This window comes from Anoxybacillus kestanbolensis (genome assembly GCF_001996285.1).
In the GTDB taxonomy this organism is placed as follows: Bacteria; Bacillota; Bacilli; order Bacillales; family Anoxybacillaceae; genus Anoxybacillus; species Anoxybacillus kestanbolensis_A.
On the sequence record NZ_MQAD01000028.1, the window covers coordinates 26,244 to 46,789 of the forward strand.

Consider the following 20,546-nt stretch of genomic DNA (forward strand, 5'->3'; position numbering starts at 1 on the left):
TACAAAGATTGAATAAAAAAATATCACTATATTGAGGTGATAGTGTGCAAATAAAGGATTTTATGGTTGATCGAAATTTAAAAGAATTAACTGAACATCGGACGGTTGCGTTGCCAGTTGCATGTTACGAGACAATTATTAATCAAAACGTTCATGGATATATACCGCTCCATTGGCATGACGAATTACAATTTATTCTCGTTATAAAGGGTCAATCCATTTTTCAAGTTAATGGGGAAAATATCGTTGTTGGAGAAGGAGAAGGGTTGTTTATTAATAGTGGCTGTCTGCATATGGCAAAAGATATGGATGATTCGAATTGTGCTTATATTTGCTTAAACGTTTCGCCTAGCTTTATACTGTCACAAGAACTTTATGCCACCTATGTAACTCCATATATTCAAGCGACTAATTTATCTTACTTACAATTACATCCAAACGAACTATGGGGGAAAAATATTTTGGATGCTGTCAGAAAAATAAACGAATTGATACGGAAAAAATCCTTATACTATGAACTAGACATCTTTATCCAGTTAACATTCATTTGGAAAAATTTAGTTATGAATGGTTTTCAATTAAAGTACGAGCGGATGGAAATGCTAAAGAGCCATCGAATGAAACAAATGTTAGATTGGATACACACACATTATGCAGACAAAATACTTTTAGAAGATATTGCCCGAGCTGGCCAATTGAGCCGTTCCGAGTGTTGTAGATACTTTAAAAAATTTCTCAAAAAAACACCACTAAATTATGTAATAGAGTATCGAATTCAAAAAAGTTTAATTCTCTTGCAAAAAGATCATTTGAATGTTACAGAGGTTGCCTACCAAGTCGGTTTTAATAGTACAAGTTATTTTATTGATCGATTCCGAAAATATATGAAAATGACACCACTGTCTTATAAAAAACGTATGAGTAACTTTAATTCAAACAGATCGTTCGATTGAACTGTAACAAATGGTCTATAACAAGAGCCGCTTTGTTTTATGGCGGCTCTTTTTCATTGAAAAGACCTTTATTACTTAAAAATACGCCTTGAGTCGTAGTTGAAAATATAGCTATGGGACATGATGAACAAAGATGAGAATCGGTAAGATGAAAGCAAGGAAGGAGGCGAAAGGGATGTTAAAAAAAATCGGGTTATTGCTTGCAGGTGGAATGGCGGTACTCGTGCTTATGTTTCACCTCGGGCCGCTCATTGGATTAGCGATCAGCTTGGCGATTTTGTACTATGCGGTCAAAAAGTTTTTCAAAGCCGATTCGACGTTCGGCAAAATCGTTTGGGCGCTCATTGGCTTGGCTGCGCTGATGGTAAGCGTGTCGAATGTGCCGGCGCTTGTTGCTATCGTCGCAGCGTATGTGCTGTATGTCGTGTATAAAAAATGGAACGAACCGAAAGAAGTGGTGCAAGTCGTTGACGATCCGTTCGTGAACTTCGAAAAACAATGGGCGGAGCTACAAAAACATTATTAAAGGAGCGAAGAACAATGGGTTTACTTTCTCGCATGAAAACGATGATTGCAGCAGATATTCATGAATGGTTGGACGAAAAAGAAAAGAAAAATCCGATTGCGGTGCTAAATGAATACTTACGCCAATGCGAACAAGAAGTAGAAAAAGTACGAAAGCTGCTTGAGCGGCAATACGTATTAAAAGAGCAGTTTACGCGCGAATATCGCGAAGCTGTGCAGCTGGCGGAAAAGCGGAAAAAACAGGCGGATATTGCCTCAAAAGCAGGAGAATCGGAGCTGTTTGCATTTGCGTCTCATGAGCAAATGCAATACGAAGAGCGGGCGGCGCGATTAAAGCAATTGCTTGAGCAAACAAGCGAACAGTTATTGGAACTAGAAAAGAAATACGAACAAATGAAACATCAACTAAAAGATATGCATATGCGCCGCATGGAACTGATGGGGCGAGAAAATATCGCACGGGCGCATTATCGCATGAATCGCGTATTAGACGGGTATGCAAGCCCAGCGTTTACTACGTTCGCGGATACAGAGTCCTATTTAGCGCGCCTCGAGCAACAAGTGCAGTCAGACTATTATCGCCATACGATTGACGCTCGCATCGCTGAATTAGAAAAGCGGTTGCAGCAAGAGCAATAAACATATATGCTAAAGGCGTACGTTGTTGCGCCTTTTTCGTTTGATTGAGTTATCGTTGAAAGGGGGATGCCCCGTGGATAAGAAAAAAACGACTGACTATGTTAGTTGGGTAGTGCTTCTTGCGCTCATGATTTTGGCGCTAGAAATTGCGTTTTTTCATCCAGGCATTATTTTTTCTGTTCTTTTTTCAGCAGGCTTTATTTATATCGGAAGAAAAAAATGGCATCGGAAACTTGGGAAAATCGTCTTTTGGCTTGGGTGCATTGGTCTTGTAGTGCACGTGTTCACAATGGTGACATTCAGGTTTTTGCTTGTCGCCCTATTGTTTTATGCGATCATTCAGTTTGCCCAGTCAAAGCGACGCCCTATCGTTATTCGTCCAGAGAGGACAACAACCTTTGCAGAAACAGAAGGCGGTTTTCGTCAACCGCTTTTTCAAAACATGTTGTTCGGTCGGCAAAAAACACCGGAGCATGCATATGAATGGAGCGATGTGAACATTCAAACAGGCATTGGCGATACAGTGATTGATTTAAGCTATGCGGTCGTTCCGAAAGGGGAAGCGGTCGTCGTCGTTCGTGGCTGGATTGGCAATGTCCACATTTTCGTTCCGTACGAAACGGAAGTAAGTGTCGTTCATTCCGTACTGTTTGGGGCAGTGTCTATGTTTTCAAAAGAAACGGAGCGGCTATGGAATCAAACGTTTATTTATGAAACGCCCGCATATGAAACAGCTGAGCAGAAGCTAAAAATCATCACCTCGATGGCGATTGGAAACGTTGAGGTGAAACGGATATGAATCGGCATATCGTTGGAGGGTTGCTTCTGGCTTTGACCGTTGCGGTTATATTATTTCTTTCATACGCTCTCACATTTCCGCCTGTGAAGTGGTCGGCGCTATGGGACGAAACGGTGCTTGGTGTGCCGTTTATCGTTTTTTTGTTTATGGCAAGCAGCCTAATTGGTGTGTTGTTTGGCGCCGTGTTCGATTGGTTTTGGCGTAAACAATGGCGAGCGGTTGAACATGCGTTGTTTCAAATCGAACAAGGAAATACCGAGCTATCGCGTCAACATACGGCAAAAGAACTTGAGGATGTATGGGAGAGAATTGAGAAACTGCAAAAACATTGGCTCGAACAGACGAAACGTACCCAAAAATTAACGACAGAAAAGGTAGAAAACGAAGAAGAACTCATCGAGCGAATTATTTCGGAAGAACGAAATCGCTTAGCGCGCGAATTGCACGATTCCGTGAGCCAACAACTATTTGCGGCATCGATGATGATGTCTGCGCTGATGGAAACGTATATAGGAAGCGAACAAGGGGAGAAGCAACTGAAGCTCGTGGAACAAATGATTCACCAATCGCAGCTTGAAATGCGGGCATTATTGCTTCATTTGCGTCCCGTACAACTGAAAGGAAAATCGCTTCAAGATGGAATGAGGGAACTGTTAACGGAACTTGCGCAAAAAGTGCCAATGGAGATCAAATGGAAAATCGAAGACGTGACGCTTGACCGCGGAGTAGAAGATCATTTATTTCGCATTTTGCAAGAATCGGTGTCCAATACGCTTCGCCATGCGAAAGCGAACATGTTAGAAGTATTGTTGCTTGAGCGAGATGGATTTGTCCTTTTGCGCGTGTCGGATGATGGCGTTGGCTTTGATGTCGAACGAACAAAAAGCGGCTCTTACGGCTTACAGCATATGTACGAACGAGCGGCTGAAATCGGTGGGACGTTAAAAATCGTTAGTGTAAAAGATAAAGGAACTCGGTTAGAAGTGAAAGTACCGCTTGTGTAAGGGTGGGAGTAGTGTGATTAAAATATTGCTTGTTGATGACCATGAAATGGTGCGGCTTGGCGTTTCTGCCTACTTATCGGCCCAACCGGATATGGAAGTTATCGGAGAGGCGGAAAGTGGGGAAAAAGGGGTAGAACTTGCCCTGCAACTCCGTCCAGATATGATTTTAATGGACTTAGTGATGGAGCCGATGGATGGCATTGAAGCGACGAAACAAATTATAAGCGCGTGGCCGGAAGCGAAAATTATGATTGTCACAAGTTTTGTAGACGATGACAAAGTATATCCAGCGATTGAAGCAGGTGCTGTCAGTTATATGTTAAAAACGTCGAAAGCGAGCGAAATTGCAAATGCGATTCGCGCGACGTTTCATGGGCAATCGGTATTCGAGCCCGAAGTGATGGGAAAAATGATGAACAATCGGCGAAAGCAGTCGCTTCCACACGAACAATTGACGAGCCGCGAAATGGAAGTGTTGTTGTTAATGGCGCAAGGAAAAACGAACCAAGATATTGCCGATGAGTTGTTTATTTCATTAAAAACAGTCAAAGTCCACGTCAGCAACATTTTAGCGAAACTAGACGTGCAAGACCGGACGCAAGCGGTCATTTATGCGTTTAAACACGGATTGATCAAATAATGCTCGCTTTTATGGCGAGATTTTTTTATTTTTTGCTTTACATTAACGTTACGTCAACGTTTATCATGAAATTGTCAGGGGGTGAGCGCGTGGAATATACGGTGCAGCAACTAGCAAAGTTGGCGGGGGTGACGAGCCGAACGCTACGTTATTACGATGAAATCGGTCTTTTGAAGCCAGCGAGAGTGAATGCCTCGGGCTATCGCATATACGGAGCGAAAGAGGTCGACCAACTCCAGCAAATTTTGTTTTATCGCGAACTCGGGGTGGATTTAGAAACGATTAAGCAAATCATCATGGCCCCGTCATTTGACGACGTACAGGCGTTAAAGCAACATCGCGAAAAACTCTTGGCAGAACGGCGGCGGTTAGAAGCGTTAATCGCCAATGTCGAAAAAACGCTATTAGCGAAAGAAGGGAGAATCATCATGAGCGACAAAGAAAAATTTGAGGCGTTTAAACAGCAGCTCATTGACGAAAACGAACGGAACTATGGCAAAGAAATTCGGGAAAAATATGGGGAGGAACAGGTGAACAAAGCAAACGAAAAAGTAAAAAACATGACGCAAGCACAATACGAAGAAGTAACAAAGCTTGGCGAAGAAGTATTGCGCGTATTGCATGAAGCGTTTTTGACTGGCGACCCAGCGGGAGAGCTTGCCCAAAAAGCAGCCGATTTACATCGTCAATGGTTAGGGTACTTTTGGGACCATTATTCAAAAGAAGCACATGCAGGATTGGCACAAATGTATGTGGATGATGAACGATTTAAAGCATACTACGATCAGAAACAACCAGGAACGGCGGAATTTTTCCGTGAGGCGATTTTTATTTATACAGGTAAAAAATAGGCAGGCATCAGCCTGTCTTTTTACATTGTAAAAGTTTGAAAAAAGATGTATATTTAAATGAGAATGATAATCAAATTTAAGGGTGATAACGATGGAGCAACAATTGTATGACGTGACGATCATTGGCGGTGGACCAGCAGGGCTGTATGCGACGTTTTATAGTGGATTGCGAGAAATGAAAACGAAGTTGATTGAATATCAGTCGCAGTTAGGTGGAAAATTGCATGTGTATCCAGAAAAAATGATTTGGGATGTTGGCGGGCATGCTCCGATTACAGGAGAGAAATTACGCGAACAACTTGTTAAACAAGCGCTTACCTTTAATCCGACCGTTGTATTAAATGAAAAAGTTGAAACGATTCAGCGAAGAGAAGACGGCATATTCATTTTACAAACATCATCTGGTCAACGACATATATCGAAAACGATCATTATTGCGGTAGGAAGTGGCATATTAAAGCCGCAAAAACTTCAAATTGAAGGAGCAGAAAAGTTTGAGATTACAAATTTACACTATACGGTGAAATCGTTAAAACAATTTAAAGAGAAAACGGTGATTATTTCGGGTGGGGGGAATACAGCGATTGATTGGGCAAATGAACTCGTGCCAATTGCGAAAAAAGTATATGTCACTTATCGTAATGAATCGTTAAAAGGACATGAGGCGCAAGCGACGCAATTATTAAATAGTTCTGCCATTTGCTTTTTCCATACGTCCATTACAAAATTAGTTGCCAGCCCCAACCATGAAATGATTGAGCGAGTGGTATTGACAAATCATGAGACGGGCGATGTGTTTGAACTCGATGTAGATGATGTCATTATTAGCCATGGATATGAACGAGATGCCTCATTGCTTGCCAATAGTGAACTACCCATTCAAATGGTTGACGAATATTATATTGCGACAAATGCAAAAGGAGAATGTTCTGTTCCGGGGTTATATGCAGCTGGCGATATTTCAAAATATGATGGAAAGTTATATTTACTTACAGGTGCTTTCCAAGACGCAGCGAATGCGGTAAATAGTGCGAAACGTTTCATTGAACCCACTGCCGATCCGTATGCGATGGTATCTTCACATCACGAAGCGTTTAAGGAGCGAAATCGAGAGTTAGTGAAACAAATGTTAAAATAATAGTAATGCATAAATTCGTTTGTTTTAACGCAAACTTTCGGTAAAACAAACGAGGTGAACATCGTGTTCAAACAACGAAACATATGGATGATGGTGTTGATGTTATTTATATTGACAGCGTACAGCCACCCACTTCATGTGACAACGAAGCAAATAAAATATACAAATGAACTGATGGAAGTCGATTTGAACATTCCGATCGTATCCGGATCGATCAACCAATCTTTCCAGCGCCAAGTCAATCGTTTATTGCGTAAGGAGTCGCTTGATTTAAAGCGTGAAGTAGAAAAGCAAGCGCGAGAAAATATGGCAATAAGCAAAAAGGAAGGATTTCCATATCGATTGCATGCAGCAGTCAGCAATTATGAAGTGACGTACAATCAACATGGCATACTAAGCATCCCGGTGACGTTATACAGCTATACAGGTGGTGCGCACGGAATGACAGTGAAAGTGCCAAATAATTTTGATTTTCATGAAGGAAAATCGTTACAACTTAGCGATTTATTTAAAAAGGGAACGAACTATAAGCAAGTGATTACGAACGAAGTGATTGCACAAATAAGAAAAGAAAACGACTTGTATTTTGATAATGCCATCGATGTTGTAAAAAAGATGCCAAATGATCAGCCTTACTATATAACAAGTGACGGCATTGTCATTTATTACGGATTATACGAGATTGCCCCGTACGCGGCTGGCATTCGTGAATTTCTTATTCCTTTTTCGATCTTGCGGCCATATATGAAAATCAAGCTAGCGCGATAAGAGCGCTAGCTTAATTATTGTTGGGAGGTAACAACCTCTTTTTTCGTCGTTTTTGTCATGGCTGTCCAACCCTCAAGAGCTAGGAAAATGCATAAAACAAAAAGGACGAAACCTGATCCGGCTAGTAGCCAATTTTGCGTTAAGGCATTTTGATACATTAAAACACAAAGGGCAGCGATAGTTACAACGAGCATAAACACCATCGGGATGACAACATAAAACGATTTCGCTCCTATTTTCATAAGCCATGCAGAAACAGCTAGCAAAGCGAGCGCCCCAAGCATTTGGTTGGCTGCTCCAAAAAGCGGCCAAACGGATTGCCATGTTCCCGATAACGCAAGTGCCCCAGCACCGATAAGACCAACCGTTGTGGCAACGTGGTTATTTTTAAATGCATTTGTCCGTTCTTCACCGAGCTCCTGAATGGCGTAACGCATTAACCGTGTTGCTGAATCTAATGTTGTTAATAAGAAAGCGGATGCTGTCAATGCGGTAAATGTAACTGCTGTTGCTTCTGGGATGCCGACATGGGACATAAAATAACCAACACCAGCAGAGAATGTACCGATTGGTCCACCAAGCTCACCCATACGAGTTGTGAAGTCAGCTTGTGTTAAATATGCAACCGTTCCAACCGAGATGATGGCTAAAAAGCTTTCTAATAACATGCCACCATAGGCGATAAATTTCCCGTTTTTCTCATTATCAAGCTGTTTTGCCGTCGTTCCAGATGATACGAGCGAATGGAAGCCTGAAATAGCACCGCAAGCGATTGTAATGAACAAAATTGGAAACAGAAATCCGAGTTTTTCATGATAAAAACCTGTAAACGCAGGGAACTGAATAGTCGGTGCAGCGATAATCATACCAACAGCAGCCCCAGCAATCATCCCATATAAAAGAAATGAGTTTAAATAATCCCGTGGTTGTAACAAAAACCATACAGGCAATACCGATGCAGCGTATGCATACCCTAACAAAATGAGTGACCATGTTGTTGCACTTAACGAAAGTGGATATTGAATTCCAGCCCATACAGATAAAAGCATTGCAATGACACCAAGCACGCTGGCTACAAATAAGTTCATTCGCATTTGATTAACAAAAAAGCCAAAAATAATCGCAATGCCGAGGAATAATACAGATGCTGTAGCAGCCTGTGGGACAGCAACAAATGTATTCGCAACTAAAATAATAAACACACCGACAACGAGCATAAGCGTGGCGATCGAGAAGGTTAAAAACAGCACTTGTCCACGATTACCCATATATTGTTTAATAATCGTTCCGATCGATTGTGCTTTATGGCGAATAGAAGCTTGTAGCGATGTATAATCATGGACGCCCCCGATGAAGATACCTCCAATCATAATCCATAAAACAGCCGGAACCCATCCAAATACTGCTGCCGTGATCGGTCCGACAATCGGGCCACCTCCAGCAATTGTAGCGAAATGATGTCCGAGTAAAACAGGTTTTTTTGCTGGCACGTAATCTATACCATCATACATTTCATGTGCTGGTGTTTTACGATCACCGTCTACTTTCAATTGTTTTTCAAGAAAACGTCCATATGTGAAATAGGCGATAAGTAAAATAATTCCACAAATAAGAAGCAACGTTAATAAATTCAATTCGTACCCTCCTCAAACGGTTTTTCGAAAACATCTGTTAACGGAAGAGCTTTTCGATGAGTAAATCGTTCTTTTTTGTTTAAAGCAATGATGGCCAAATAACATTCGAGCCAACCGTGTAAACCGAAACGGATAAATTGCAGCTTTCGAAAACGTTTCACCTCCTTTATGGCATCAACATGTGCCTCCGGTGCGACAATTGCCCCGATAAAAACGGTAGACATATGATCTTGATGACTAGATAGGTAATTTGGCAGCGAGCGAACGAATGCTTCAGAAAACTGTGTGACGTCCTCTTTTGTCACTATGTCGTTTTTTGGCCATACAAAAATAAATTGTTCATTTTCGACGGCCCAAATTTTAGACTTTTTTGTCATAAAATATTTCTCATCACGCCGATGGTAATGAGCATAAAAAGGTAGAGAAAATGCTTCAAGTTTTTCATCCCGATAAATATCGAAATAAGGTGTAAGAATGGTTGATAGCGTATGGATATAGTTGTTTGTGTTCATCAGTAGTCACCTTTTTATTTTTCTGAATATTATTATATTTTATAAATATAAAACATCTCAATAGTTTTGTTTATTTTCCCTAAAATTCTGTTTAATAGTTTAATAAATATATTTTATTTTTCTGAAAATTGTGTTAAAATGCAACAAAAAGGAGTTCATGCACATGGTTGAGAAGCAGCTAAAGGATCGTATTATTGAAACGGCGCTTACGTTGTTCGAAAAATATGGGTATCATGGGGTGACGGTCGATCGCATTGTTGCGGAATGTGGAGCATCAAAAGGGGGATTTTATCATAACTTTAAGTCAAAAGATGAACTGCTTTATCACATTCATGATGTATTTATTACGTATGTGCTAAATAAAGCACAAGAAGCATATGTAAAATATAAGACGCCAACTAAGCGGTTATGTGCGATCATTCGGTCGTTTGTTAAAGTTTTTCACATATATAAACCACACATTACGGTGTTCAATCAAGAGGCGGCGTATTTAAAGCCGGAATATGCTGAAAAAATTAACGAAAAACGTGAACAATATAAACAAATTATTTTTCAAGTGCTTCGTGAAGGTATTGAAGCAAAGCAATTTCGTACAGAAGTGCCTGTTGAAATTGCAGGGTTGTCGATTATCGGGATGGTGAACTGGATGTATAAATGGTATAAGCCTGATGGACCGATGTCGATTGAACAAATTGCTGCTGCTTTCAATGATTTAATTTTACATTCGCTCTTGACAGAGGAAGCGAAGCGAGATGAAGACGTTTCATCATTTCTTTTGTCGCATGTAGGCGACAAGTGATGAGTGTTGCATAGCGTACAGACCAACTAGTCGGTTTGAAACAAAAACAGGCTTGTTGGTTTCATATATTTTCATTTTTATAAAGGAGGAGAAAGGCGATGCATTTTGAATTAACGAAAGAGCAACAAATGATTAAAGAGATGGTTCGCGATTTTGCGGAAAAGGAAATTGCCCCATACGCGTCGAAATGGGATGAGGAAGCCATTTTTCCAATTGACACATTCAAAAAAATGGGCGAGCTTGGACTGTTTGGTATTCCGTTCCCTGAACAATATGGTGGTTCGGGAGGAGATACGATTTCTTACGCCATTGCGGTTGAAGAAATTGGTCGGGCATGCGGCGGAACAGGGTTAAGTTATGCGGCAGCTGTATCGCTCGGTGCAAGCCCAATTTACTATTTCGGAACAGAAGAACAAAAAGAAAAATGGCTCGTGCCAATGGCAAAAGGAAAGGCATTCGGTTCGTTCGGATTAACGGAGCCAAACGCAGGGTCTGATGCGGGCGGAACACAAACGCGCGCCGTTTTAGATGGCGATGAGTACGTCATTAACGGAGAAAAATGTTGGATTACAAATGCGGGATATGCCCGCCAAGTCATTGTAACCGCTGTCACTGGTAAAGATGAACGAGGAAAAAATATTATTTCCGCTTTTATTGTTCCGACCGATGCCCCGGGGTTTACGGTCAACTGCCATTATGACAAAATGGGCGTTCGCGCATCGAATACGTGCGAACTTGTATTGCAAGATGTGCGCGTACCAAAAGAAAACATACTAGGCGATCCGAAAAAAGGATTTAAGCAGTTTTTATACACGCTAGATGGCGGACGTATTTCGATTGCAGCATTAGCCGTTGGGATCGCACAAGCTGCATTTGAAAAAGCGCTTCAATATGCGAAAGAACGAAAACAGTTCGGCCAACCGATCGCGAAATTTCAAGCGATTCAATTTAAACTTGCTGACATGGCGATGCAGCTCGAACTCGCGCGTAATATGGTGTACAAGGCGGCGTGGTTAAAAGATCAAGGCAAACCGTTTACAAAAGAAGCGGCGTATGCGAAATTATTTGCTTCCGAAACAGGATTTCATATTTGTAACCAAGCGATTCAAATTCACGGTGGATACGGATATATGAAAGAATACGGCGTTGAACGTCATCTCCGCGATATGAAGTTGATGGAAATTGGTGAAGGAACATCAGAAATTCAACGACTCGTCATTGCTCGTCAATTAGGGTGTTAAAGGAGGGAAAGCATGCTTCATACGACAGTTGGACAATTGCTTGAACAAAAGGCTTTGATGCATCCCGATCATGAGGCGGTTGTGTATGCGGATCGTCAGTTGCGTTGGTCATATCGTCAATTTAATGATTATTGTCGCCTTGTTGCCAAAGGGTTGATGAAACTTGGCATTGAAGCAGGAGAACATATGGCGATTTGGGCAACGAATAAACCGGAGTGGCTTGCGTGCCAGTTTGCGACAGGGAAAATGGGAGCGGTACTTGTTACGGTCAATACGAATTACCGCACAGCCGAGCTCGAATATTTGTTAAAACAATCTGATGCGACAACGATTATTTTAATGGAACAGTATCGCGATGCCTCTTATATCGACATGATTTACGAAATTGCACCGGAACTTGCTTACTGTGAACCCGGAAAACTACAAGCAAAACGACTTCCACAGCTACGAAATGTCATCGTATTAAGTGAACAACGTTATCCAGGAACATTTTCATGGAATGACCTCTTAGCCATGGCGGAATATGTCGAAGACGCAGCACTCGATGCACGAATGAATTCCCTCGATCCACATGATGTCATCAACATGCAATATACCTCAGGAACGACAGGATTCCCGAAAGGCGTCATGCTTACACATTACAACATCGTAAATAATGCGTATTACATTGCCGAATGTATGAAACTGACAAAAGAAGATCGTTTATGTATTCCTGTGCCGTTTTTTCATTGTTTCGGTTGTGTGCTCGGTACGCTCGCTTGTGTGACAGTTGGGGCAACAATGGTGCCACTTGAGCAATTCCATCCGAAGCAAGTATTACAAACAGTACAAGATGAAAAATGCACAGCACTTCATGGCGTGCCAACGATGTTTATTGCTGAATTAAACGATCCGGATTTTGCATCATATGATTTATCTTCTTTGCGCACGGGCATTATGGCCGGCTCGAATTGCCCAATTGAAGTGATGAAAGCGGTCATCGAAAAAATGGGGGCAAAAGAAATTACGATTGCGTACGGGCAAACGGAATCTTCCCCTGTCATCACGCAAACACGCACAAATGATCCAATTGAATTGCGAGTAGAAACAGTCGGGCGTGCTCTTCCGCATGTCGAAGTGAAAATTGTCGATCCCGTTACAAATCAAGAAGTGCCACCTGGTGTGCAAGGGGAGTTATGCACGCGCGGATATCATGTCATGAAAGGGTATTACAATAATCCTTCAGCCACACAGGAGGCTATTGATGAAGAAGGATGGTTGCATACAGGCGATTTAGCCGTAATGGATGAAAACGGCTACTGCCGCATTACAGGAAGATTAAAAGATATGATCATTCGCGGTGGCGAAAATATTTATCCGCGTGAAATTGAAGAGTTTTTATATAAACATCCGAAAGTGCTCGATGTGCAAGTTGTTGGCGTCCCGGATGAAACGTACGGAGAAGAAGTAATGGCTTGGATCATTTTAAAAGAAGGGGAACACGCCACACCTGAAGACATTCGCTCGTTTTGTGAAGGGCATATATCGCGTCATAAAATTCCGCGATATATCGAATTTACAACAGCGTATCCGATGACGGCATCGGGGAAAATTCAAAAATTTAAATTGCGCGAATGGGCGCGGGAGCGAGTCGAACAAAAAAAGCATGTGTAAGGGGGAAAAACATGTTTTCGAAAATACTTATTGCGAATCGGGGAGAAATTGCTTTACGTATCATTCGCACGTGCCAAAAGCTCGGCATTCAAACGGTCGCCATTTATTCGGAAGCCGATGCTAATTCGCTTCATGTGAAGCAAGCGGACGAAGCGTATATCGTTGGAAAAGCGCGGGTGAATGAGAGCTATTTAAATATCGAAAAAATTATTTCGATCGCCAAAGAAACGAAAGCGGAAGCTATTCATCCGGGTTACGGCTTGCTTTCAGAAAATGCAACATTTGCTCGTCGGTGCGAAGAGGAAGGGGTCGTGTTTATCGGTCCCAAACCGGATGTGATTGCGAAAATGGGGAGCAAAATCGAAGCGCGACAAACGATGGCGGAAGCAGGGGTGCCGATTGTGCCCGGCATCTCTTTTCCGCTTGCTGATGTCGATGAAGCAACGAACGTAGCGAACGGCATTGGATATCCAGTTATGTTGAAAGCATCGGCAGGTGGCGGAGGCATTGGCATGCAACTTGTTTATGACGAAGAGCAGCTACGAAAAGCATTTGAAGGAAATCAAAGTCGCGCGGCTTCCTTTTTCGGAGATGGGGCGATGTATGTTGAAAAATATATTGAAAATCCGCGTCATATTGAAATTCAACTGTTAGCTGATGCGCACGGGAACTGCGTGTATTTATGGGAAAGAGAATGTTCTATTCAACGTCGCCATCAAAAAGTTGTCGAAGAAGCACCTTCTCCGTTTTTAGACGAAGAAACGCGTCGGAAAATGGGAGAAGCGGCTGTGCGAGCTGCAAAACATATCGGATATACAAATGCAGGGACGATCGAATTTCTCGTAGATGAGCAAAAAAACTTTTATTTCCTTGAGATGAATACACGTCTTCAAGTAGAACATCCTGTGACAGAAGAAATTACAGGGATTGACATTGTCGAACAACAATTGCGCATTGCCGCAGGGGAAAAGCTATCTTTTACACAAGCTGAAGTGAAACGAGAAGGACATGCGATCGAAGTGCGTATTTACGCTGAAGATCCAAATACATTTTTCCCTTCCCCAGGGACGATTACGCGTTTACAGCTTCCTGAAGGGGAACATATCCGCCATGAAATTGCGGTGCAAAGCGGCTCGGTCGTTACCCCGTTTTACGATCCGATGATCGCGAAATGTATTGCTAAAGGAAGCGATCGACAAGCAGCCATCGCCACTATGATTGAAGCATTACATGAATATAAAATCGAAGGAATTAAAACAAATATTCCGATGTTAATTGATGTATTGACGCATGAGGCATTTCAACAAGGGAATACGACAACAAACTTTGTGAATATGTATTTAAACAAAAAAGGAGGCAAGACACATGCATGAGGTTGTCGCATTGATGGCAGGAAACGTGTGGAAAATTGTTGTTCAAGTCGGTGACGTTGTTGAAGAAGGGCAAGATGTCGTCATTTTAGAATCGATGAAAATGGAAATTCCCGTTTCTGCAGAAGTCGGCGGAGTCGTAAAAGCGATTCGCGTGCAAGAAGGAGACTTCGTAAACGAAGGCGACATATTACTCGAAATCGAATAGGGGGGCATGTATGCGTGTAACGGTGAAAGAAGTCGGTCCGCGTGATGGATTGCAAAACGAGCCAGTATTTATTGCAACGGAAGATAAAATCGCATGGATTAATCAGCTATCAAAATCGGGGTTGTCATACATTGAGGTGACGTCATTTGTCCACCCAAAATGGATTCCACAGCTTGCTGATGCGTACGAAGTGGCTTCGCGCATTGAGCGCGTCGAAGGGGTGACATATGCCGCGCTTGTACCAAATAAAAAAGGGCTAGAAGGCGCGCTTGCCGCAAATATGGATGAAGTTTCCGTATTTATGTCAGCAAGCGAAACGCACAACCGAAAAAATATTAATAAATCTATTGAAGAAACGTATCCCGTACTGAAGGAAGTCATTGACGAGGCGAAGCGAGCAAACAAAACCGTTCGCGGCTACGTATCAACGGTGTTTGGCTGTCCGTATGAAGGAACAGTCAGCATTGAACGCGTCATCTCTGTTTCTGAGCGATTGTTTGAGCTTGGCATTGATGAGCTATCGCTTGGCGATACGATCGGTGTTGCAAACCCTGTGCAAGTTCAACGGACGTTAGAACAACTATTAAAGCGGTTTTCTGCTGAAAAGATGGCGCTTCATTTTCATAATACGTATGGAATGGCACTTGCAAACGTGTTTGCATCGTTGCAGATGGGGATGACTACTTTTGATAGCTCGCTCGGCGGACTAGGGGGTTGTCCATATGCCCCAGGCGCATCTGGCAATTTAGCGACAGACGACTTAGTATATATGCTTGCTCAAATGGGTATCGATTGTGGTGTTCAACTTGAACCATTGACAGAAGCAGCGCGATGGATTGAAGAAAAAATTGGCCGTCCGCTAACGAGCCACCATTCACACGTTGTAAGGAGGAATGCATGATGATGGAAGCTGTTCTTTATTCCACAATTGATGCAGGGGTGGCAGTTGTTACGTTAAATCGACCAGATGCGGCAAATGCTCTATCTGTAAAAATGTTAAACGAATTGCAACGCATTCAAGCGGAACTAAAGCTAAATCGAAACGTGCGTGCAGTCATTGTCATAGGGGCGGGACATAAAACATTTTGTGCAGGAGCAGATTTAAAAGAGCGAGCAAAAATGAACGAAACGCAAGTGCGTCAAACGGTGGCGCTTATTCGGGAGACGATTAATGGATTTGAGCAACTGCCTCAGCCTGTCATTTGTGCACTAAACGGAGGGGCTTTTGGTGGGGGGCTTGAGTTGGCACTCGCATGTGACATTCGCATTGCTGCTGAACATGCGATCATGGGACTGACAGAAACATCGCTTGGGATCATCCCAGGTGCAGGAGGGACGCAACGTCTTCCGCGTCTCATTGGTATTGGGCGAGCGAAGGAGATGATTTACACAGCGAAGCGCATATCCGCACAAGAAGCGGAGCGGATTGGTTTAGTGGAACGCGTTGTTCCGATAGAACAATTGTTGGACGAGGCGCTTACTATCGCAACGACGATCGCCAATAACGCTCCGATTGCCGTTGCTCAGGCAAAAGCAGCGATTAATCATGGGGTACAAGTCGATATACAAACAGGGCTTGTCATTGAGCAAATGGCATACGAGCGAACGATTCATACAAGCGACCGACGAGAAGGATTGCAAGCGTTCAAAGAAAAACGAAAACCGGTGTACAAAGGGGAGTAATAGATATGATTTCAAACGAACAATTGTCACTCGTTGAACAACTACAGCAAAAACGAAAACAAATTGAACAAGGAGGCGCACGCAAATATCACGAAAAAAACGCCGAGCAAGGAAAATTATTTGTTCGTGATCGTTTAAAACTGTTGTTTGATGATGGCTTGCAGTTTGAAGATGCCTTTTTTGCAAACTGTTTAGCGGACGGGCTGCCAGCAGATGGTGTCGTGACAGGGGTCGGAAAAATTAACGGACAAACGGTATGCGTTATGGCCAATGATTCGACAGTTAAAGCAGGTTCATGGGGAGCAAGAACAGTAGAAAAAATTATTCGTATTCAAGAAACAGCCGAAAAATTACGTTGTCCGATTTTATACTTAGTGGACTCGGCAGGGGCTCGTATTACAGATCAAATTGAAATGTTTCCGGGACGGCGCGGAGCGGGACGCATTTTTTATAACCAAGTGAAGCTGTCTGGAAAAGTGCCGCAAATTTGTTTATTGTTCGGACCATCGGCAGCGGGTGGTGCGTATATTCCAGCTTTTTGTGATATCGTCATTATGGTCGAAGGAAATGCTTCCATGTATCTTGGTTCTCCACGCATGGCTGAAATGGTTATCGGTGAGAAAGTGACGCTAGAAGAAATGGGTGGCGCGCGCATGCATTGTTCTGTTTCAGGTTGCGGAGACGTGCTTGTGAAAACAGAAGAAGAAGCGATTGCGTTTGCCCGTAAATATTTATCATATTTTCCTGCAAACTTTAGTGAAAAGCCACCAGTAGTAGAACCAAAAGAACCAAAATCATTTCAAAAAACAATTGAAGAAATTATTCCGAAAAACCAAAACGCACCGTTTAACATGTATGATTTAATTGACCGAATTATTGATGAAGGATCGTTTTGTGAAATAAAAAAATTGTTTGCCCCTGAGCTAATTACAGGTCTTGCGCGCATAAACGGACAATCCGTTGGAATTATCGCCAATCAGCCTCGTATGAAAGGCGGTGTATTATTTCACGATTCTGCAGATAAGGCGGCAAAGTTTATTACCCTTTGCGATGCATTCCATATTCCGCTCATCTTTTTAGCAGACATCCCTGGATTTATGATCGGAACAAAAGTCGAGCGGGCAGGTATTATTCGTCACGGTGCAAAAATGATTTCGGCGATGTCTGAAGCGACTGTTCCGAAAATATCAATCATCGTGCGAAAAGCGTACGGAGCGGGGTTGTATGCCATGGCAGGCCCAGCGTTTGAACCAGATTGTTGTTTAGCTTTTCCGCATGCGCAAATTGCTGTTATGGGACCAGAAGCCGCGGTCAATGCGGTGTATGCCAATAAAATTGCCGAATTGCCAGAAGAAGAACGTGCCGCTTTTATTGAACAAAAGCGGGAAGAATATCGGAAAGACATCGATATTTACCGACTCGCTTCTGAAATGGTTATAGACGGCATTATTGCGCCGAATGAGTTACGTTCTGAACTCATTCGTCGTTTAGATGCATACATGTCGAAATATGTTGTATTTTCTGAACGGAAGCATGGGGTTTACCCTGTGTAGTTGTCAAGACATATGGTACAATGGAGGCGATGTGTTCTAACATCGCCTTTTTTTCGGGAAATTTCCCCGGAAATCGACAACATTTGCACGTGTTGTCGATGAGAAGAAAGATCAATTTGTTTTTAAAAAACACTCTTTGTATTTTTTTGTATAATTAAGAAAGGAGATTTGACGTTTGATTTATATATGGCTCATCGCACTATTTTTCATTTATAGCATATTGCCAACGTTGATTGTCCGCATTTTCTCACTTCGTGTACAAAAGAAGGTGAAAAACGGTGTGGCATTAACGTTTGACGATGGTCCAGATCCAGTGTACACGCCTCAGTTGCTTGATTTGTTGAAAAAATATAATGTAAAAGCGACGTTTTTCGTTGTTGGGTGGAAGGCGAAAAAATACCCACATCTGATCAAACGAATGCAAGAAGAAGGTCATACGATCGGTTTACACCATTATTATCATACGAGCAACTGGTTTCTTCTTCCGCTTGTTACGGAATGGGAGCTTGAACGATCAGCACGTGTCATTGAGCACATTACAGGCGTTCGTCCGGTATACTATCGTCCGCCGTGGGGACATTTAAACATATGGACGGTGCTGATGCAAAAAAAGTATAAAATCGTCATGTGGACATATATTCTTGGTGATTGGAATGCTTCATTAGGTGTTGATCGCCTTTATGAACGACTAATGAGCAGTATAGAAGATGGAGCCATTATCGTATTGCATGATAGTGGTTCAACAATTGGCGCAGATGAACATGCACCCGCCAACATGATCGCAACGTTAGAAAGACTATTCCAACATACAAACGTAAAATGGGTAAAGCTGAATGAAGAGTAAAGGGGAATGGGGAAGTGGAAGCGAACAGCGTGTTAACGTATATTCAATCTCATGGCTATATTGTATTATTTCTTTCTTTATTTTTCGGCATCGTTGGCATTCCTGCACCGGAAGAGTCGCTTCTATTTTTCGTCGGCATTTTTATTTCGCACGCCCAATTGCATTTATTTAAAAGTTTATTTTTTGCGATTTCTGGGGCAACTATTGGCATGGTTGTCGCCTATGTCGCTGGCTATACGTTCGGTTCTCCGCTCTTGTTTAAATATGGTCATTATATTGGGTTCCATCGTCGCCGTTATCGGTATGTGTATCGCCATTTCCGCAAACGTGCTTTTTTATTGATTCCCTTTGGTTATTTCGTTCCCGGTATTCGTCAATTGTCTCCATACATGGCTGGAGTTGTTCGCTTCCCGTTTCTTCCGTTTCTCTTTTTATCGTTTCTTGGGGCATCGTTTTGGATTTGCTTATTTATATTTGTAGGTAAGTTTCTTGGAGAACGTATTCATATCCCGCTTCATGTATTGCCATGGATCACGTTGTTATTTTTTAGTTTATTTTTCATTGCATTGTATGTGAAAAATAGAAAACAAAAATAAAAGGGAGTTCGCATAATGATGAACATTCTCGTACTACCTTTGTTTCAAATGCCGTCTGGTCATCACCAAGTGGCCGATGCGATTATGTATTCGTTGCAACATCGTTTTCCTAACGTTTCTTGCGAAAAGCTTGATTTTCTTAGCTATTGTAACGAACAAGTTGAAAGACGAGTCGCTGATTTTTATCTTCGCTGGATTTCGCTATCGCCACATTCTTATGAGTGGATGTATCGACGATGGATGAAAAAATTTGAACAACCAGCGATGGAACCGTGGTTGCTTTATTTTGAAAAGAAGATGAAACGTCTTCTTCAAGAGAAAAAACCGGATCTCGTCATATGTACGCATTCGTTTCCTTCACACGTGTTGCAGCGATTGAAACAAAGAGGCGCTATAACAGTGCCTGTTATAAACGTATATACAGACTTTTTTTTAAGTGGCATTTGGGGAAAAACAGCGATTGATTATCATTTCGTTCCTCATAAAGATGCAAAGCGGTTGCTATGTACAATGTTTCATGTTGAGCCTCGTCGCGTCATTGTCACAGGCATTCCGATTCACGAACAAATTGTGCCTGTACAAAAAAGAAAGCGACGAAAAAATAAACGTATTTTAGTGGCGGGCGGCAATCAAGGATTAGGGAAAATAGAACAATTTTTAATGAACGCAACTCATACACAATTGACATATGACGTACTATGCGGAAAAAATGAAACATTATATCATGAGATAAAAAGTTGGAACAATCCGCGTATTCGCCCGTATCGATATATTTCCGATCCAGCGAAAATGAACGAATTATATGATAAAGTCGATGCCATTGTGACAAAACCGGGCGGTGTGACAATGAGCGAAGTGCTTGCAAAACGGTTACCTGCTTTCACACTCTCGTATTTACCAGGGCAAGAACAAATGAATTTACATTATTTAAGAAAAAAAGGACTGATTTATTTTCTCAATGACAATGAGCCGTACGATCAACAGTTAATGCGCGTATTAACGGATAATGATGAGATGGATCAATTAGGAAAACGGATCGAACAATATTGGCTCGAACGCGAGAAAACAGCACAAGAGGCGTTGGGCGAGTGGATCGAAGCACGTTTACATGCGGTAAAGAAGCGATGAGTAGCTCT

The 20,546-nt window shown here is 42.1% G+C and carries 22 protein-coding genes; 20 read left to right on the forward strand and 2 right to left on the reverse strand.

From position 1 onward, the window contains the following. Positions 1-44: 44 nt before the first annotated feature. The 9 genes from BO219_RS12425 to BO219_RS12465 all read left to right on the forward strand — a co-directional run bounded on the left by BO219_RS12425 (position 45) and on the right by BO219_RS12465 (position 7,317). Positions 45-953, forward strand: a complete 909-nt coding sequence (locus BO219_RS12425; RefSeq protein ID WP_077429754.1) for an AraC family transcriptional regulator — start codon at positions 45-47, stop codon at positions 951-953. 175 nt (positions 954-1,128) lie between these two features. Then, on the forward strand, positions 1,129-1,479 hold the full coding sequence (locus tag BO219_RS12430) for a lmo0954 family membrane protein (protein WP_077429755.1): 351 nt from the start codon (positions 1,129-1,131) through the stop codon (positions 1,477-1,479). A 14-nt stretch (positions 1,480-1,493) separates the two neighbouring features. After that, positions 1,494-2,117 (forward strand): PspA/IM30 family protein, encoded by a 624-nt coding sequence (locus BO219_RS12435; RefSeq protein ID WP_077429756.1) that lies wholly within the window; start codon positions 1,494-1,496, stop codon positions 2,115-2,117. A gap of 73 nt (positions 2,118-2,190) precedes the next feature. After that, a complete protein-coding gene (liaF, locus tag BO219_RS12440; protein WP_420807106.1) occupies positions 2,191-2,916 on the forward strand; it encodes a cell wall-active antibiotics response protein LiaF in 726 nt (241 codons plus the stop codon). Further along, complete coding sequence (locus tag BO219_RS12445) at positions 2,913-3,920, forward strand: sensor histidine kinase (RefSeq protein ID WP_077429758.1); 1,008 nt, start codon at positions 2,913-2,915, stop codon at positions 3,918-3,920. The genes liaF and BO219_RS12445 overlap by 4 nt, the downstream gene beginning before the upstream one ends. 13 nt (positions 3,921-3,933) lie before the next feature. Then, the gene (locus BO219_RS12450) at positions 3,934-4,560 is read left to right on the forward strand and encodes a response regulator transcription factor (RefSeq protein ID WP_077429759.1); all 627 of its coding nucleotides are present in this window, start codon (positions 3,934-3,936) and stop codon (positions 4,558-4,560) included. Positions 4,561-4,625: 65 nt separating this feature from the next. After that, positions 4,626-5,411 carry a MerR family transcriptional regulator gene (locus tag BO219_RS12455; RefSeq protein ID WP_077429783.1) on the forward strand — a complete coding sequence of 262 codons (786 nt, stop codon included), beginning with the start codon at positions 4,626-4,628 and terminating at the stop codon, positions 5,409-5,411. 91 nt (positions 5,412-5,502) lie between these two features. Further along, on the forward strand, positions 5,503-6,549 hold the full coding sequence (locus tag BO219_RS12460) for an NAD(P)/FAD-dependent oxidoreductase (protein ID WP_077429760.1): 1,047 nt from the start codon (positions 5,503-5,505) through the stop codon (positions 6,547-6,549). A gap of 63 nt (positions 6,550-6,612) precedes the next feature. Beyond that, positions 6,613-7,317: a DUF3298 and DUF4163 domain-containing protein gene (locus tag BO219_RS12465; protein ID WP_077429761.1), complete on the forward strand. Its 705-nt coding sequence runs from the start codon at positions 6,613-6,615 to the stop codon at positions 7,315-7,317. Positions 7,318-7,331: 14 nt separating this feature from the next. Here BO219_RS12465 and BO219_RS12470 read toward each other — a convergent pair whose 3' ends face one another. Beyond that, positions 7,332-8,951 carry a carbon starvation CstA family protein gene (locus BO219_RS12470; protein WP_077429762.1) on the reverse strand — a complete coding sequence of 540 codons (1,620 nt, stop codon included), beginning with the start codon at positions 8,949-8,951 and terminating at the stop codon, positions 7,332-7,334. Next, complete coding sequence (locus BO219_RS12475; protein ID WP_077429763.1) at positions 8,948-9,463, reverse strand: DUF8052 family protein; 516 nt, start codon at positions 9,461-9,463, stop codon at positions 8,948-8,950. The genes BO219_RS12470 and BO219_RS12475 overlap by 4 nt, the downstream gene beginning before the upstream one ends. A gap of 163 nt (positions 9,464-9,626) precedes the next feature. On the opposite strand from BO219_RS12475, the gene BO219_RS12480 reads away from it, so the two are divergent. From BO219_RS12480 to BO219_RS12530, 11 genes are all read left to right on the forward strand, one after another. Next, positions 9,627-10,262, forward strand: a complete 636-nt coding sequence (locus BO219_RS12480; protein WP_077429764.1) for a TetR/AcrR family transcriptional regulator — start codon at positions 9,627-9,629, stop codon at positions 10,260-10,262. A gap of 98 nt (positions 10,263-10,360) precedes the next feature. Next, entirely contained in the window at positions 10,361-11,503 is a 1,143-nt protein-coding gene (locus BO219_RS12485; protein WP_077429765.1) for an acyl-CoA dehydrogenase, read from the forward strand. Positions 11,504-11,515: 12 nt separating this feature from the next. Further along, entirely contained in the window at positions 11,516-13,156 is a 1,641-nt protein-coding gene (locus BO219_RS12490) for an AMP-binding protein (RefSeq protein ID WP_077429766.1), read from the forward strand. 11 nt (positions 13,157-13,167) lie between these two features. Further along, the gene (gene accC / locus BO219_RS12495) at positions 13,168-14,529 is read left to right on the forward strand and encodes an acetyl-CoA carboxylase biotin carboxylase subunit (protein WP_077429767.1); all 1,362 of its coding nucleotides are present in this window, start codon (positions 13,168-13,170) and stop codon (positions 14,527-14,529) included. Then, positions 14,522-14,734, forward strand: coding sequence for an acetyl-CoA carboxylase biotin carboxyl carrier protein subunit (locus BO219_RS12500; protein ID WP_003398506.1), 213 nt, complete (start codon positions 14,522-14,524; stop codon positions 14,732-14,734). The genes accC and BO219_RS12500 overlap by 8 nt, the downstream gene beginning before the upstream one ends. 10 nt (positions 14,735-14,744) lie before the next feature. Further along, complete coding sequence (locus tag BO219_RS12505) at positions 14,745-15,635, forward strand: hydroxymethylglutaryl-CoA lyase (RefSeq protein WP_077429768.1); 891 nt, start codon at positions 14,745-14,747, stop codon at positions 15,633-15,635. Then, complete coding sequence (locus BO219_RS12510) at positions 15,635-16,417, forward strand: enoyl-CoA hydratase (RefSeq protein WP_077429784.1); 783 nt, start codon at positions 15,635-15,637, stop codon at positions 16,415-16,417. Before BO219_RS12505 ends, BO219_RS12510 begins: the two co-directional genes overlap by 1 nt. 5 nt (positions 16,418-16,422) lie before the next feature. After that, on the forward strand, positions 16,423-17,970 hold the full coding sequence (locus BO219_RS12515; protein ID WP_077429769.1) for an acyl-CoA carboxylase subunit beta: 1,548 nt from the start codon (positions 16,423-16,425) through the stop codon (positions 17,968-17,970). 175 nt (positions 17,971-18,145) lie between these two features. Next, a complete protein-coding gene (locus BO219_RS12520; RefSeq protein WP_077429770.1) occupies positions 18,146-18,814 on the forward strand; it encodes a polysaccharide deacetylase family protein in 669 nt (222 codons plus the stop codon). Positions 18,815-18,828: 14 nt separating this feature from the next. Beyond that, positions 18,829-19,410: a DedA family protein gene (locus BO219_RS12525; protein WP_077429771.1), complete on the forward strand. Its 582-nt coding sequence runs from the start codon at positions 18,829-18,831 to the stop codon at positions 19,408-19,410. Positions 19,411-19,425: 15 nt separating this feature from the next. Further along, entirely contained in the window at positions 19,426-20,538 is a 1,113-nt protein-coding gene (locus BO219_RS12530) for an MGDG synthase family glycosyltransferase (RefSeq protein ID WP_077429772.1), read from the forward strand. Positions 20,539-20,546: the final 8 nt, after the last annotated feature.